At 69.1% G+C, this 14038-nt stretch carries 14 protein-coding genes; 10 read left to right on the top strand and 4 right to left on the bottom strand.

Translation table 11 applies throughout. The features are described 5' to 3' along the window. Positions 1-282: 282 nt before the first annotated feature. Entirely contained in the window at positions 283-1917 is a 1635-nt protein-coding gene (locus AC3WLN_RS21485) for an ABC1 kinase family protein (RefSeq protein ID WP_492484670.1), read from the top strand. Between the two features lie 15 nt (positions 1918-1932). On the opposite strand, the gene AC3WLN_RS21480 is transcribed toward AC3WLN_RS21485, so the two are convergent. The 3 genes from AC3WLN_RS21480 to AC3WLN_RS21470 form a co-directional block, all read right to left on the bottom strand. Continuing rightward, positions 1933-2232, bottom strand: a complete 300-nt coding sequence (locus AC3WLN_RS21480; protein WP_492484668.1) for a HigA family addiction module antitoxin — start codon at positions 2230-2232, stop codon at positions 1933-1935. Positions 2233-2254: 22 nt separating this feature from the next. After that, positions 2255-2536: a type II toxin-antitoxin system RelE/ParE family toxin gene (locus AC3WLN_RS21475; protein ID WP_492484666.1), complete on the bottom strand. Its 282-nt coding sequence runs from the start codon at positions 2534-2536 to the stop codon at positions 2255-2257. Between the two features lie 213 nt (positions 2537-2749). Next, complete coding sequence (locus AC3WLN_RS21470; RefSeq protein WP_492484664.1) at positions 2750-4417, bottom strand: alpha-amylase family protein; 1668 nt, start codon at positions 4415-4417, stop codon at positions 2750-2752. Between the two features lie 203 nt (positions 4418-4620). Here AC3WLN_RS21470 and AC3WLN_RS21465 point away from each other — a divergent pair, with 203 nt between their 5' ends. From AC3WLN_RS21465 to AC3WLN_RS21435, 7 genes are all read left to right on the top strand, one after another. After that, a complete protein-coding gene (locus AC3WLN_RS21465) occupies positions 4621-7695 on the top strand; it encodes a penicillin-binding protein 1A (RefSeq protein ID WP_492484662.1) in 3075 nt (1024 codons plus the stop codon). A gap of 74 nt (positions 7696-7769) precedes the next feature. Next, positions 7770-8840, top strand: a complete 1071-nt coding sequence (locus AC3WLN_RS21460; protein ID WP_492484660.1) for a hypothetical protein — start codon at positions 7770-7772, stop codon at positions 8838-8840. A gap of 210 nt (positions 8841-9050) precedes the next feature. Further along, positions 9051-9365 carry a hypothetical protein gene (locus AC3WLN_RS21455; protein ID WP_492484658.1) on the top strand — a complete coding sequence of 105 codons (315 nt, stop codon included), beginning with the start codon at positions 9051-9053 and terminating at the stop codon, positions 9363-9365. 50 nt (positions 9366-9415) lie between these two features. Continuing rightward, positions 9416-9655 carry a hypothetical protein gene (locus tag AC3WLN_RS21450; RefSeq protein WP_492484656.1) on the top strand — a complete coding sequence of 80 codons (240 nt, stop codon included), beginning with the start codon at positions 9416-9418 and terminating at the stop codon, positions 9653-9655. 209 nt (positions 9656-9864) lie between these two features. Next, a complete protein-coding gene (locus AC3WLN_RS21445) occupies positions 9865-10620 on the top strand; it encodes a glyoxalase superfamily protein (RefSeq protein ID WP_492484654.1) in 756 nt (251 codons plus the stop codon). A 255-nt stretch (positions 10621-10875) separates the two neighbouring features. Then, a complete protein-coding gene (locus AC3WLN_RS21440) occupies positions 10876-11151 on the top strand; it encodes a hypothetical protein (protein ID WP_492484652.1) in 276 nt (91 codons plus the stop codon). A 140-nt stretch (positions 11152-11291) separates the two neighbouring features. Continuing rightward, positions 11292-11831 carry a GNAT family N-acetyltransferase gene (locus AC3WLN_RS21435; RefSeq protein WP_492484650.1) on the top strand — a complete coding sequence of 180 codons (540 nt, stop codon included), beginning with the start codon at positions 11292-11294 and terminating at the stop codon, positions 11829-11831. A gap of 447 nt (positions 11832-12278) precedes the next feature. Here AC3WLN_RS21435 and AC3WLN_RS21430 read toward each other — a convergent pair whose 3' ends face one another. Then, positions 12279-12494 carry a hypothetical protein gene (locus tag AC3WLN_RS21430; protein ID WP_492484648.1) on the bottom strand — a complete coding sequence of 72 codons (216 nt, stop codon included), beginning with the start codon at positions 12492-12494 and terminating at the stop codon, positions 12279-12281. Positions 12495-12720: 226 nt separating this feature from the next. On the opposite strand from AC3WLN_RS21430, the gene AC3WLN_RS21425 reads away from it, so the two are divergent. Continuing rightward, the gene (locus AC3WLN_RS21425) at positions 12721-12972 is read left to right on the top strand and encodes a hypothetical protein (RefSeq protein ID WP_056220000.1); all 252 of its coding nucleotides are present in this window, start codon (positions 12721-12723) and stop codon (positions 12970-12972) included. A 189-nt stretch (positions 12973-13161) separates the two neighbouring features. Beyond that, positions 13162-13971 carry a Crp/Fnr family transcriptional regulator gene (locus AC3WLN_RS21420; RefSeq protein ID WP_492484672.1) on the top strand — a complete coding sequence of 270 codons (810 nt, stop codon included), beginning with the start codon at positions 13162-13164 and terminating at the stop codon, positions 13969-13971. The last annotated feature ends 67 nt before the right edge of the window (positions 13972-14038 follow it).

Below are 14038 nucleotides of genomic sequence, written 5' to 3'. Positions count from 1 at the left end.
CCCCCACACCCACCCCGCGCCGCAGCGGCGCCGGTGGCGGCCTGTCTAGCCCGAGATCGGTGCGGGCGCGAATCCGCCGCGTCCGCCGAAGGCCCCGTGCTGCCACCCGAGTACCTGCACCCGAGTACCTGCACCCGAGTGCCGCCGCGCCCGCATCGCGGCCTTCGTGTCGCGGCCCCACGGTCAAACTTCGGCCTCGCCACGGGCCTAACGGAGCCTTAACCACGATCCGGCCGCGCCTCCTCGCCGGCCTTCCCCTCCCCCTCCGGGCCCCTTGCGCACATGCTGAAAACCGCCTTCGTCGCCGCACGGGACCGGCAGCGCCTCGGGGAGATCGCGTCCGTCCTCATCGGCTTCGGCGTCACCAAGGTGGTCGAGCGCCTCGGCCTCGCCCAGGTGGCGCGCCTCGCCAAGCGCCGGACGCCGCAGGTGGACATCGCCCGCCTGTCGCAGCCCCAGCGGGTGCGGCGCGCCATCGAGACCCTGGGGCCGACCTTCGTCAAGCTCGGCCAGATCCTGGCGAGCCGGCCCGACCTGCTGACCCCGGAATGGACCGAGGAGCTGGAGAAGCTCCACAGCCAGGTCTCGCCGATCCCCTGGGAGCGCATCCGGCCCCAGCTGGAGGAGGATCTGGGCGGCCCGGCCGCCGAGATCTTCGCCGAGTTCGACACCACGCCGCTCGCCGCCGCCTCCATCGCCCAGGTCTACCGCGCCCGCCTGCAGACCGGCGAGGAGGTGGTGGTGAAGGTGCTGCGCCCCGGCCTGCGCAAGACCATCGAGGCGGACCTGCGCCTGATGGGCCACGCCACCCGCATCGTGGTCGACGAGTGGCCGGAATTCGGGCGCTACCAGCCCCAGGAGCAGATGCGCCACCTCGCCAGCGGCCTCTACGGCGAGCTCGACCTCATCAACGAGGCCCGCAACTGCGAGACCATCGCGGCGATCTTCGCCGACCGCGACGACATCGTGGTGCCCAAGATCCACTGGGAATGGACCTCCGAGCGGGTGCTCGTGCAGGAATTCGTGCACGGCATCCCGCCCAACGACCATGCCCGCCTGGACGCCGCCGGCTACGACAAGGTGCTGCTCGCCCAGAAGGGCACCGATGCCTTCCTGCAGATGGCGCTGATCGAGGGCGTGTTCCACGCCGACCCGCATCCCGGCAACATGCTGATCATGCCGGGCAACCGGATCGGCTTCATCGATTTCGGCATCATCGGGCGCCTGTCCCAGCGCCGCCGCACCCAGCTCCTGATGCTGATCGGCGCCATGCTCAAGGAGGATTCCGACGGGCTGATGGCGGTCCTCCTCGACTGGAGCGGGTCGAGCAACCCGGACCTGACCAAGCTCGAGGCCTCGTCGCAGGCCTTCGTGGCTCGCCACACCGGCGCCACCCTGGATTTCGGGGCGCTGCTCACCGACTTCATGACCATGGCCCGCGAGAACGATCTCGCCATGCCCACGGATCTGGCCATCCTGTTCAAGGGGCTGGTGACCGCCGACGGCGTGATGCGCCAGCTCGACCCCGGCTTCGACCTGTTCTCGGCCGCCGGCCCCACCGTGCGGCGCAAGCTCGCCTCGCAGTTCTCGATCAAGGGCCTGACCCGCAAGGTCGAGGCGGTGGGGGCCGGCCTGTTCGGCGCGGCCTCCGAGCTGCCGACCCTGATCCACCTCATGCTGGTGCGCCTGAAGCAGGGCCGCGTCACCGTCGAGATCGAGCTGAAGGGCATCGAGAAGCTCACCCGCGGCATCGAGCGCGCCGCCGCCCGCATCGCCGTGGCGCTCATCGTCGCCGCCTTCGCGACGCAGCTCGCCCCGCGCTTCATGGACCTCGGCACCCCCGCCTTCATCACGGTCGGCGCCATGGTCTGCGTGATCGGGATCGGCTGGCTGGTCCTGCTCGGGCGCAACAAGTAGCGGGGCGGGCGCCCCCTAGGACGCCGCGGCGGGCTCGGCCGCGCGGGGGCGGACGCCGGAATAATCCACCGTCGCCCGCGCCTTCGACAGGTCGTGGGCGTTCTGGAGGTTGAGCCAGAATTGCGGCGTGGTCCCGAAGCGGACGCCGAGCCGGATCGCGGTGTCGGCGGTGATGCCGCGCCGGCCCCGGATGATCTCCGAGACCCGGTTCGGCGGCACGCCGATCTCCGCCGAGATCTGCCGGGCCGAGAGGGCGAGCGGCGTCAGGTACTCCTCCACGAGGATCTCGCCGGGATGGGTGCGGATGCGGGCCATGGCCGATCTCCTGTTCGGTGTTTCAATGGTAGTCGACGATCTCGACATGTTCCGGGCCCTGCTCCGTCCAGACGAAGCAGATCCGCCACTGATCGTTGATGCGGATGCTGTGTTGGCCGGCGCGGTTTCCCTTCAGCAGTTCCAGCCGGTTCCCCGGCGGTGAGCGCAGATCGTCTAGGGTCGTCGCGGCGTCGAGCATGTCGAGCTTGCGCGTCGCGACCTTCTCGAATGCGCGCCACTGACGATGGCAGGGGCCGCCCTCGAAGAGCGCCTCGGTGTGCTTGTCTGCGAAGCTCTGGATCATGGGTCTTGTACGCGATACGTCGAACGTATCGATCGGTCGTGGTGTTTGCAAGCGTGGGATGTCGGACCTCCGTGGTGTATTCCACATACGAAGGACTGAGCAGGTCTCTCATGATCCGCTGCCGCCCGTCAGACGGGTGCGCGTGCCGGTGCCATGGTCCGCGTGATCGGGATCGCCTGGATGGTCTGTTGGGGCGCAACGAAGGAGTGCGGCTCACCCCACCCGCCGCTTCAGCGGCGCGTCGAGGCCGCCGATGCGGAACCAGTGGTAGCCGTAGCGCTCCATCATCAGGCAGTGGCGACCGTCGTCGTCGGATTCGCAGCGGCGGCCGGTGAGGAGGTCGACGAGGACGCGGCCCTCCGGGCCTTCCACGCCGGCCGAGAGCTCGACCTCCATGGGCGTGCCCGCGAGGTTGTGCACGCAGAGAACGGAATTGCCCTCCCAGTCGTACCGGATCGCCAGGATCGCCGGCGAGGCCGTCTCGATCACCACAAAGTCGCCCCAGCCGATCTCCGGCACCTCCTTGCGGGTGCGGATGATGCTCTCCATCCAGTTGAGGAGCGAGCCGCGGTCGTGGCGCTGGCGCGCCACGTTGACGTGGTCGAAGCCGTAGGCGCCGTGGTCGATCACCGGCAGGGTCGGGGTCTCGCTCCGTGTGAAGCCGCCCTGGGCCTCCCCGCTCCACTGCATCACCGTGCGGGCGCATTCGCGCTCCTTGAGGGAGAGGTCGTCGCCCATGCCGATCTCGTCGCCGTAGCGCAGCACCGGCGTGCCCGGCAGGGTGAACATCAGCGAATAGGCGAGCTCGATGCGCTGCTGGTCGCCGCCGAGCATCGGGGCGAGGCGGCGCCGGATGCCGCGGTCGTAGAGCTGCATCCCCTTCTCGGGCCCGAAGGCGGAGAACACCGTCTGGCGCTGGGCCTCGGTGAGGCGGCCGAGGTCGAGCTCGTCGTGGTTGCGCAGGAACACCGCCCACTGGGCGGAATCGGGCCGGTTCCAGGTCTTGCGCATGGCCTTGGCCAGGGGCCGCCCGTCGCCCGCCGCGAGGCCGTAGAACAGCGCCTGGTTGACCTGGAAGTTGAACAGCATGTGCAGCCGGTCGGCGTCGTCGCCGAAATAGTCGAGGTCCTTCTTGGGCAGGATGTTGGCCTCGCCCAGGATGATGGCGTCGCCCTGGCGCCACTGCAGGAACTCGCGGAAGTCGCGCAGCATGTCGAACTGCTCGTCGGGCTCGCCCGCGACCTCCGGGCCCTTCCTGGCGATCACGAACGGCACCGCGTCCATGCGGAAGCCCGAGACCCCGAGCTGGATCCAGAAGCCCATGATCTTCTGGATCTCCTCCCGCACCGCCGGGTGGGCGGTGTTGAGGTCGGGCTGGAACGGCATGAAGCGGTGGAAGTAGTAGGCCCCCGCCTTGGCGTCGCGGGTCCAGGTGGTCGTCTGGACGCCGGGGAACACCATGCCCTCGTCGGCGTGGGGCGGCTTGGTCTTCGACCAGACGTACCAGTCCCGGTAGGGCGAATCCGGGTCGGAGCGGGCGGACTGGAACCAGGGATGCTGGTCCGAGGTGTGGTTGACCACGAGGTCGATGAGGACGCGCAGGCCCCGCTGCTTGGCCGCGTGGGTGAAGGCGACGAAGTCCCCGAGCGAGCCGTAATCCGGGTCGACGCCGTAATAGTCGGAGATGTCGTAGCCGCCGTCGCGCTTGGGCGAGGGCTGGAACGGCATCAGCCAGATCGCCGTGATGCCGATGCCCTGCAGGTAGTCGAGCCGGCGCTCCAGCCCGGCGAAGTCGCCGATGCCGTCGCCGTTGCCGTCGAGGAAGGTGCGGACCGACAGGCAGTAGACGACGGCGTTCTTGTACCAGAGGTCCTTGATCATGCCGGCGTCTCCGGGGGCGGCCGCCCCGGGCCACAACGCGGTCCGGGCGAAAGCGTTGCCGCTGGGGCACGCCCCAAGCGTGGCCCTGCCGTCCTTAAATCAGCCGCCTTGTGCAGCGCATCTGCCACGCTCCGGCACGCGGTCTCGGCTATGACCGTGCGGCCCCTCCGCGCCACGACCCCATTCCCGGTATCCCGGCCCGCATGAACATCATCCTGATCAAGCTGTTCGCCACCGCGCTGACGCTCAGTCAGGTCACGACGCGGCCGGATGCGGTGAAGACGCAGTTCGATCCCGTGACCGACCGGGCCCAGGTGGTGCAGATCCTGCGCGACGGCTGCGCCCACATGCGCAAGGCCTTCGACATCGAGGACATCAACCTCGACGAATTGATCTCCACCGCCATGGAGGACCCCTCCGCCGTGGCCGGCGCCGGCGCGCCGAAGATCCTGCACGGCCTCGACATCGGCGAGCTCAACGTCAGCTACCGCCAGTTCTGCAAGGGCGAGAACCCGAAGGAGTCGCCCTTCGACGCGGCCGAGGTCATCGCCTTCTACAACAAGGCGGTGGCCGACCTGCCCTCGGCCGAGGCCCTGAAGGAGCGCAAGCTCCCCGGCGCCAGCCTCATCCTCGACGGCGTGGGCAAGCGCTACGCCGAGGCCTTCGAGGCCAATGGCCGGCGCCTCAGCGTGCCCATCGCCGAGGTGCCCACGATGGTCCAGAAGGCCTTCGTGGCGGCCGAGGACAAGCGCTTCGAGACTCACCGGGGCATCGACGAGCGCGGCGTGATCCGCGCCTTCATCGGCAACCTCGCCTCGCCGGGCCGCCCGGCCGGCGGCTCCACCATCACCCAGCAGGTGGTCAAGAACCTCTCGGTGGGCGACGACGTCACCTACGAGCGCAAGATCCGCGAGATGATCGTGGCCTCCCGCCTGGAGCGCATCCTGGGCAAGCCGCAGATCCTGGAGCTCTACCTCAACGGCATCTATCTCGGCCGGGGCGCCTACGGCATCGAGATGGCGGCGCGCAGCTACTTCGGCAAATCGGTAGGCCAGCTCACCGTGACGGAGGCGGCGCTGCTGGCCGGCATGCCCAAGGGCCCGAACTTCTACAGCCCCGACAAGTACCCCGACCGGGCGCGCGAGCGCCGGGCCTACGTGCTCGCCCGCATGAAGGAAGAGGGCGTCATCACCGAGGCGCAGCTCGGCGAGGCGGCCAACGCGCCGCTCGGCCTCAAGCCCCTCGACGCAACCCGGCGGGATGCCGGCTTCTACTTCGTCGACCACCTGGCGCGGGAGGCGCGCACCTTCGCGGGCGTCGAGTCCCTCACCGCCGCCAGCCACGTGGTGCGCTCCACGATCAATGCCGGCCTGCAGACCGCCACCGAGGCGGCCCTGCAGGAGGGCCTGTCCACCTACGAGCGCTCCACCGGCCGCGCCCGCTACGAGGGCCCGGAACTCAACATCGCCGACGCGGTGCGCAAGCTCGAGGGCGCGATCCCCGCCGCCGAGGCTTCGCCCCTGGGCGTGCCCCTGCTCACGGGCGATCCGGTCAAGCCGGCCCCCACCCCGAAGCCGGCCCCGAGGACGAAGGCCGAGCGCAGGGCCGCGGCGGCCGCCGAGAAGGCGGCGGAACAGGCCGCGCCGAAGGTCGAGCGGCCGAAGCCGGCCTGGCAGCGGGCGCTGGAGACCGCGCGGCCCGTCCTCTACGACGTGCACTGGCCGCTGGCCGTGGTCCTCGATACCGGGCGCGGCGGCACCGCGAAGGTCGGCCTCGCCGACGGCCGCACCGCCAGCCTCGAGCCGGGGCCGGCGCGGGGAAAACTCCAGCCCTACGACGTGGTGCGGGTGAAGCTGCGCGATCCGAACGCGAAGGCGCCGCGCGCCGACCTGCGGGTGCGCCCGAGCGTCCAGGGCGCCGCCCTGGTGCTGGAGAACCGGACCGGGCGCATCCTCGCCATGGCGGGCGGCTTCTCCTATCCGGTGAGCCAGCTCAACCGCGTCACCCAGACGGTGCGCCAGCCGGGCTCGACCCTGAAGCCGCTGACCTACCTCGCCGCGCTCAACGCAGGGCTCCAGCCCAACACCCTGGTGATGGATTCCGCCATCACCCTGCCGCCCATCGGGGGCATCGGCGAGTCCTGGTCGCCGAAGAACTACGAGGGCGCCGGGGCCGGGGCCACGACCCTGCGCCGGGGCCTCGAATTCTCCAAGAACCTCGTCACCGCCCGCCTGCTCCAGGGGGGCATCGCTGAGAAGGCGCCGGCGAGCCTGCAGAAGGTCTGCGACCTCGCCCTGGAGGCCCAGCTCTACGCCGAGTGCGAGCGCTACTATCCCTTCGTGCTCGGCGCCCAGCCGGTGCGGATGGTGGATCTCGCGGCCTTCTACGCCGCGGTGGCCAACGAGGGCGCCCGGCCGGCGCCCTACGCCCTCGAATCGGTCGAGCGCGACGGCAAGACCCTCTACACCCACGAGGCCCGGGCCCCGACCCGGATCGCCTCGGCCGACCGGGTGGCGTTCTACCAGTTGAAGACCATGCTGCAGGGCGTGACCAACCACGGCACGGCCGCCGCGCTCGCCCGGTTCTCGTCCGCGATCGCGGGCAAGACCGGCACCTCCGAGAACGAGAACGACGCCTGGTTCGCCGGCTTCACCAACGAGATCACCATCGTGGTCTGGGTCGGCTACGACAATGCCGACGGCACCCGCCGCACCCTCGGGCGCGGGCAGACCGGCGGCCATCTCGCGGTGCCCATCGCCGGCACCATCCTGCAGGCGGCCTGGGCCAACGGGGTGCCGCGCACCCCCCTGGCGCCCCCCTCCCCGGAGGCGCGCCCCTCCATCGCCGAGGCCGCCATCGATCCGCGCAGCGGCGAGCGCGTGGAGGGCGGCGGCGTCCTGGAGCATTTCCGGATCACGAACGGCCGCATGGCCGACACCCAGTACAAGCTGCTGCCGCGCGACACCCGGACCGCCATGCGGCCCGACCCCGAGGACGGCGACCTCGGCGCCGAGGACGACGCGCCCGACATGGCCGGCGGCCTGTTCGGCGGCCTCGACGGCACCAGACGGGCGCAGCCCGACTCCGACCGCCGGGCGCAGCCCGAAGCCGATCTGCTCGACCCCTACGGCGAGCGCCGCAACCGCCGGGCGCAGTCCGAGACCTACCAGCCCTGGCCGGGCACGCAGCGCTCGCCCTTCGGCGACGACGAGGAGATCCGGCCGCGCCAGCGCCGCCGCGATCCCGACTACCTGTTCGGCGACGAGCCGCGCTTCTAAGGGCGCTCCGCCCCCGGCGCGGCGCCCGACCCCCCTGTTTCCGACCTTTTCTTGCCGACCTCCGAGGCCCCGACGTGCACAGGCAACTTCCGGCAACCCTTCTCCTCGCGCTCGCCCTGGCGGGGGGCGCCCTCCGGCCGGGCCTTGCCCAGGAGGGCATGAAGCTCCAGCCGCCCGCGGCCCCCGCGGTCTCGGAGCGGATCAGGGACGTGCCCGCCATCGAGGCTGCCGGCGTCACCGGCCTGAAGCCCGGCACCATCCTGTTCACCGACCATCGCGACGATCCGGCCAAGCCCGAGAACGGCCTCGTGCCCTATCTCGACTGGGGCAAGCTGCGCCCCGGCGAGCGCGCGGTGCTGGCGCCGCACCCGGACTACGCCGAACCCGACTACGTTCAGACCCTCAACGGGGTCGCCAAGCGCCGGCACGAGACCCTCAAGGTCTACGTGGCGCAGGGGCGCTTCGTGGTGGCGAAAGCCCCGGAGAGCATCGACCTGACGTCCTACGCCACCCTCGGCTTCGTCGCCAAGATGGACCCGGTGATCAAGCACAAGGCGCTCAACCCCGCCGACGCGACCCCGAACAAGGACCCGGCCGCCGCCTTCGCCAAGCGGCCGGACCGGCCCTGGTGCGAGGTCGGGACCACCTGCATCGAGTCGCGCTACGACCTCGAGGGCAAGCTGCCGCTGGGCGTGAAGCTCGCCAACCGCCTGGAGGACGGGGCGACGAAGAAGATCGCCGAGTTCGTCGCGTTCCAGAGCGAGTTGCGCACCCTGCCCCCGGCGGAGATCGCGGCCCTGGGCAACCTGACCAAGCTCGACACGCCGGTGACCGGCGGGCTGGAGCAGACGATCTTCTGGGTCAACCAGATCCTGCGCTTCGGCAAGTTCCTGGCGGTGTTCCAGCCCATGCCGGGCGACCCGGGCAAGACCGTGGTGACCACCTACATGGCGCTCGCGATCAAGGGCGACGTCCTCGACCGCAAGCAGGAATACGCCCGCGTGCCGGTCCTGAAGAACCTGCTGCCCGCCCAGGTCCTGATGGGCAACTCGTCCTTCAACACCGGCACCTCGATCAGCGCCGGTCTGCCGACCTACGCCCGAAACCGCATGATCGCCTTCGCGGACGCCCTGGCGAAGAACTGAGGGGGCGGCGCGCGGGCGGGAGCGCCGGCCTCCTGCCCCGCGTGGGGCGGAGTCGAGGGTGTGGGGTGGCACCGCTCGGGTCGAAACCCGATCCGCTTGGCCCTGCGCGGGGCTGCAACCGAACCCGACCGCAAAAGCCTCAGTCCCCGAGTTTTGACACGGCCTGGACCCAAAGCGGACCTTGACTACACGCCAATCTCAGCGCCCGTGATGGCTATGATTTTGGAAGAGCATCAAAGCCTTGATGGCGTTCTGACCCTCGTGGTTGAGGATGTCGGTGATGGGGATGTGGCCGTGGGGTTCGCGCAGTCTCCTTGGCACATGCATGCTGACACGCTCGTGCCCGATTGGGGCTCGACCCCCAAGGAAGCGGTACGCGCCTATGTGGATGCCACGCTGCGCGGCGAAGCAGTAATCGGCGTGCGGCGCAGGGACGGGGTGATAGTGGAAGCGTGGATCACTGAGGACCCGACGGCAGAGACGGACAAGGTCTGCTCAGGTGAAGTGCTTGAGATGCTTCACTGAGACGGGCGGTCTTGGTAACTTGAGACAATAAGGGAATCGACTGCAGAATTATGACACATGAAATCTATTGTGTGATACGCCTGCTTGAACAGGAAGGTGTTCATTACCGCCTCGACCGCCACCGCGACGACAGCATTATGATCACGGCGACGTTGGTCGGTGAGCGGATTGAAATCGACGTGTTCGAGGACGGGCACATCGAATACTCCCGCTTCTGCGGGAATGAGGATGCGGAAGACAACATCCCCCTACTCGAAGCGCTGTTGCGCGAGAGCGGCAAGGGGAAGTGAATTTCCGCTCTCCACCCTTTGCGGACGACGGCGGTTGACGCGGTTGACGCTCTGATGCTTCTCTTGAGGCGGGCCGATGCAGCCTGCCGCTCGCACCCCTTGGGGGTACGGTGAACGCATCGACGTTCGCGACCGCGATCCCGCACCAAGGATCGGCCGGTCGGCAAGGCGAGCACCGACATCGCGGTCGATCCGGTCCGAGGATCACTATGCCCACCGTTGACGAAGCCAAATCCATGGCCCGCGCCATGGAGAGCGCCCTACGCGCCAAAAACCTCACCATCACCCACGGCGAATGCCTGGACATCGTGGCCCGTCAGTTCGGCCTGAAGGACTGGAATGTCCTCGCCGCCCAGGCCAAACGCTCCGATGCCGCCGCACGCCGCCGCGTCGCTTCGCTGAAGGGCTGGGCACTGCTCGCCGAGCATCCTGACGCCTACGATCACGGGGCGGACGACGATACGACGGCGCCCGGCGGTACTGCCGCGCTCATCCGGCACGATCCTGTGCTCGGGCCTCGGCGCTACCCCGACCCTGCCCGCGCGTTTGGCTGCTACGTGCAGACCGTATCGGCAGTGCCGTTTCACGGTCGACGCGTGGCCATCGGCGCGAAGCTGCGCTGTCGGGACGTGAGCCACGGGGGGACGCTGTGGGCTCGGGTGGATGCAATGCCGGGCCACACGTTCGCGTTCGACAACCTCAAGGATACCCTCGATGGCTGGCTGCTCGGCAGCGCGCCCTGGGCTGAGCGCCAAGTGGTGCTGGACGTATCCCCCGAGGCGATCTCGCTGCACTTCGGCTTCTTCCTGAAGGGCCGAGGGACTCTCTGGGCGGCGGACTTTCATGTGGAGGAGACAGCGGCAGCACTGACCGCGCCGCCCGCCTCACCGCAAGTACGAGCGCCCGGATGGGTCACACCGACGAACCTGACGTTCTCGGAGGTGATAGACCTCTCGGCTGTCTGATCTCCGGCGCGGGGTGTGGTTCGCATCGGAGGACGCTTGCCTCCCATGCGAACCAATTCAGCGAACGGCAGCTAACCACCCTTCTCGGACCCTCGGAAGGTCCGCTCCGCGGCAGTTCGATCTGCAGCGATCCAAGACCGAGTTGGGTGGTTTCCTGCTCGTCCTCTTCTGGACAGCGGTCGCATCAAGCGGACCTAGCCGTGGGGACCGCTCCCGACCCGTTGCGGACGGAGCGGTTGGCTGCGAAAAAGAGGAATGGATAAGCCCCAGGGCACGTCACTGCCGATCGCAGTGGAGTTCTACCTCGTGCAGGACCTCGCAAACGGCGAGGAACGGCTCGCGCGTCAGGATGGGGCCTACAAGGTGTTTCCACCCGACACGCTGCTGCCGGTGATGAAATCGCTCAAGATCAAGCTCGTGAAGGAGATTGAAGAGCCCGGCGTCCTTCGTGAGTTTGTGTTCTCATTCGAGTTCGCTCGCGGCACCGCCCTTTCACATCGCTGGCCGCCGCTCCCTGAAAAGCTCGACTAACGGCGGCTTTCCACCCCTCCCAACCATTCCGCATCCGACCTTTCTCAGATGTTCGGGGCGTCCGCTCCTCGGCATCTCTACTTGACGAAGCTGCGGGGCGTGCGCTCGGATCACTCTCGTTTCTCTGACGGGTGATGCATATGCAGAACCTCGAACAAGCCTCGATCACCGTGCGCGACGGATCGTTGTCCGACGTGGCGGAGGTGCTGCGTATCTACACACCCTACGTCCTGCACGGACTCGTAACGTTCGAGGAGGTGCCACCTACCGTCGAAGAGATGACGAAGCGGCGCGAAGCCATCACCACCGTGGGATTGCCTTACCTTGTGGCGAACCGCGGTGATGAGGTCATCGGCTACGCCTACGCCACCACCTATCGACCTCGCCCCGCATACCGTCACACGGTCGAGAACTCGGTCTACGTCACGCAGGCTTTTCACGGGAGCGGAGTGGGAGCGGCTTTGCTCCACGCGCTGATAGCCCGCTGCGAGGCTGGCCCTTGGCGTCAGATGGTGGCTGTGATCGGCGACAGCGCGAACGCTGGTTCGATCGCCCTGCACCGGAAGGCGGGGTTTACGCACGTCGGCACCCTAAGTGCGGTCGGCTTCAAGCACGGCCGATGGGTCGATACCGTACTGATGCAGCGAGCGTTGGGCGTTGGATCAAAGGTAACGGCGTGACGACCCACCTCTACTAAACCCGCGTCCGCTTTGCGGCAGCACGGCGACTTCTGCTCCCCACCCCGAGCCGAACTTGCGGGGCAGCCGACGAACGACCGCTTCGGAGAAACACAGATGGCGTTCCCGGCGGCTGATTTGGGTCGGCTGCGGAACGTCCGCTCCAAGGCGAAAGGCCAAGTTCTGCTCACCACCCGCAGCAACCCTTCGCAGGGTCGAGCGGATCGGGTTTCGACCCCAGCCTCCGCAGCCCGAGAGGCATCCAACCACCCCGACGCCGAACCTCTCGCCGCGAGGGGGAGAGGGATGCGCCCTGCGCCCAGGACGGGCATCACGGGAGGCCGGCCGCTTTCAGCCCTCGAAGGCACCCGGCGGGGAAGGCACCCGGCGGGCGGCCTCCCGGGCCGGACCGTGGGCGGCCCCGGACTGCGCCGGGGGAACGCCGTCGCCTCAGTTGCCGCGGAAGGCGATCGAGGGGATCGAGGGCTGGGTGTACTGGCGGTTGACGTCGCGGCGGGTCTGGGTCCCGTTGGTGTCGCTGGACTGGCGGTAGTTGCTGGTGTCGAAGGCGTCGGAGAGACCGCTGCGCCCGCTCGGGCTGTCGGTGTTGCAGGCGCAGAGGCCGCCGAGAAGAGTGGCGGCGAGGGCGAGGGAAGCGAGGCGCATCGGGGTCGGTCCTGTGGCGAAAGCAGCGCCTGTGGTGCTGTCCGGGCCCCGCACCCGTCAAGCGCAAGGCTAACGAATCGTCGCCGGTTCCTGCCGCACTGATGTCGCCGCGCCACGAAAACGCTCACCACCTCGGCAAGGAAGCGGCGGTTCGGAGGACGAAGGTGGGGAATCCGGGGTCTCCCAGGCTGGCGCTTTGCCCGCGAACACGCGAGACATGATGCCGATGAGCAACGTCGTCCCCTTCCTCCGCCGCCCCGCCGCTCCGCCGGTCGTCGTCACCGACGTGGTGGCCGTCGCCGACGACCTGTTCGCGCTGCTGGAGCAGCTGGAGCTGGTGAGCGCCCGGGCCGCCGCCATGGGACGCCCGGCCCGCGAGGTCGAGCGCACGGTCCAGAACCTCCTCGACGCCGTGACGGCGGTGGAGAGGGCCCTCGACTGCATCGGCGAGGGCGACGAGGCCGGACAGGCGCGCTGACGACGATCGCCGCTCCGGGCGGGATCGCCCGCCGATCGGCCCCGCCGGAGGGCTCTGTGCTGCGATTTCTCCGGCTTTCCCATCAAAACGACAAATTTGTCTCAGCAAAAGTCTACTAGTAGACAGACGGACGCGACGGCTGTGGTCTAGACGCCGGAGAGACAGACGGTGAACACAGCGCATTGCACGATGGGCCCGGCCTCCGATCGACTCACGGGCAATCTTCTCCTCGACGGTCTCCGGCCCGAGGATCGCGCGCTGCTCGAACCGCATCTCGACCCCCTGCCGCGGGAGCGCGGCGAATCCCTGTTCCAGGCCGGCACCGACGTCACCACCATCGCGTTCCCCTGCGGGCAGACGGTGGTCACCCTCATCGTGGCCATGCGCGACGGGCGCAGCGCCGAAGTCGCCACGGTGGGCCGGGAGGGTGCGGTCGGCGGCGTCGTCAGCAGCGGCTTCCTGCCGGCCTCCACGAACGCCGTGGTCCAGATCGGCGGCCCGATCCTGCGCCTGGATGCGCTGCGCCTCCAGGAGGCCAAGCGGCACTCCCCGGCCCTGCGCAACCTGTTCACCCGCTACGCCGACTGCCTGCTCGCCCAGGTCCTGCAATCGGTGGCCTGCAACGCCCTGCACCCGATCGAGGCGCGCTGCCTGCGCTGGCTCCTGACGCTGCAGGACCGCATCGGCACCGACGTCCTGCCGGTGACCCACGAATTGCTGGCGGCCATGCTCGGCGTGCAGCGGACCTACCTCACCCGCATCCTGCGGGCCCTGCAGCAGCAGGGCCTGGTCGAGGTCGGGCGCGGCCGCATCACCGTCCGCAGCCGGGCGCTGGCGGAGATGGCCGCCTGCGAGTGCCACGGCGTCGTCCGGAGCCATTACGAGACGGTGCTCGGCGCGGTCTACGATGCCGGCGGCACCCTCGTGGCGGTGGAGCCGCCCCTCGACCGCCGGGTGACCGAGGCGCCGCGCGAACTCGCGGCACCCGAGCCGGCCTGACGCTCCCCCTGCCGCCTTCCTCGTCCTGCCTGCCCCTCGCCCGCTCCGCTCTCGCACCGATCCCACC

This window comes from Methylobacterium sp. FW306-05-D, from assembly GCF_058782155.1.
This window is presented reverse-complemented; position numbering and strand designations above follow the sequence as displayed.

Excerpts from the sequence above, each read along its gene's own strand:
- AC3WLN_RS21480 (WP_492484668.1), bottom strand. The coding sequence starts at position 2,232 with ATGGCCCGCATCCGCACCCATCCCGGCGAGATCCTCGTGGAGGAGTAC.
- AC3WLN_RS21470 (WP_492484664.1), bottom strand. The coding sequence starts at position 4,417 with ATGATCAAGGACCTCTGGTACAAGAACGCCGTCGTCTACTGCCTGTCG.
- AC3WLN_RS21450 (WP_492484656.1), top strand. The coding sequence starts at position 9,416 with ATGACACATGAAATCTATTGTGTGATACGCCTGCTTGAACAGGAAGGT.
- AC3WLN_RS21425 (WP_056220000.1), top strand. The coding sequence starts at position 12,721 with ATGAGCAACGTCGTCCCCTTCCTCCGCCGCCCCGCCGCTCCGCCGGTC.
- AC3WLN_RS21445 (WP_492484654.1), top strand. The coding sequence starts at position 9,865 with ATGCCCACCGTTGACGAAGCCAAATCCATGGCCCGCGCCATGGAGAGC.
- AC3WLN_RS21430 (WP_492484648.1), bottom strand. The coding sequence starts at position 12,494 with ATGCGCCTCGCTTCCCTCGCCCTCGCCGCCACTCTTCTCGGCGGCCTC.
- AC3WLN_RS21475 (WP_492484666.1), bottom strand. The coding sequence starts at position 2,536 with ATGATCCAGAGCTTCGCAGACAAGCACACCGAGGCGCTCTTCGAGGGC.
- AC3WLN_RS21485 (WP_492484670.1), top strand. The coding sequence starts at position 283 with ATGCTGAAAACCGCCTTCGTCGCCGCACGGGACCGGCAGCGCCTCGGG.
- AC3WLN_RS21435 (WP_492484650.1), top strand. The coding sequence starts at position 11,292 with ATGCAGAACCTCGAACAAGCCTCGATCACCGTGCGCGACGGATCGTTG.
- AC3WLN_RS21465 (WP_492484662.1), top strand. The coding sequence starts at position 4,621 with ATGAACATCATCCTGATCAAGCTGTTCGCCACCGCGCTGACGCTCAGT.
- AC3WLN_RS21455 (WP_492484658.1), top strand. The coding sequence starts at position 9,051 with ATGGCTATGATTTTGGAAGAGCATCAAAGCCTTGATGGCGTTCTGACC.
- AC3WLN_RS21420 (WP_492484672.1), top strand. The coding sequence starts at position 13,162 with ATGGGCCCGGCCTCCGATCGACTCACGGGCAATCTTCTCCTCGACGGT.
- AC3WLN_RS21440 (WP_492484652.1), top strand. The coding sequence starts at position 10,876 with ATGGATAAGCCCCAGGGCACGTCACTGCCGATCGCAGTGGAGTTCTAC.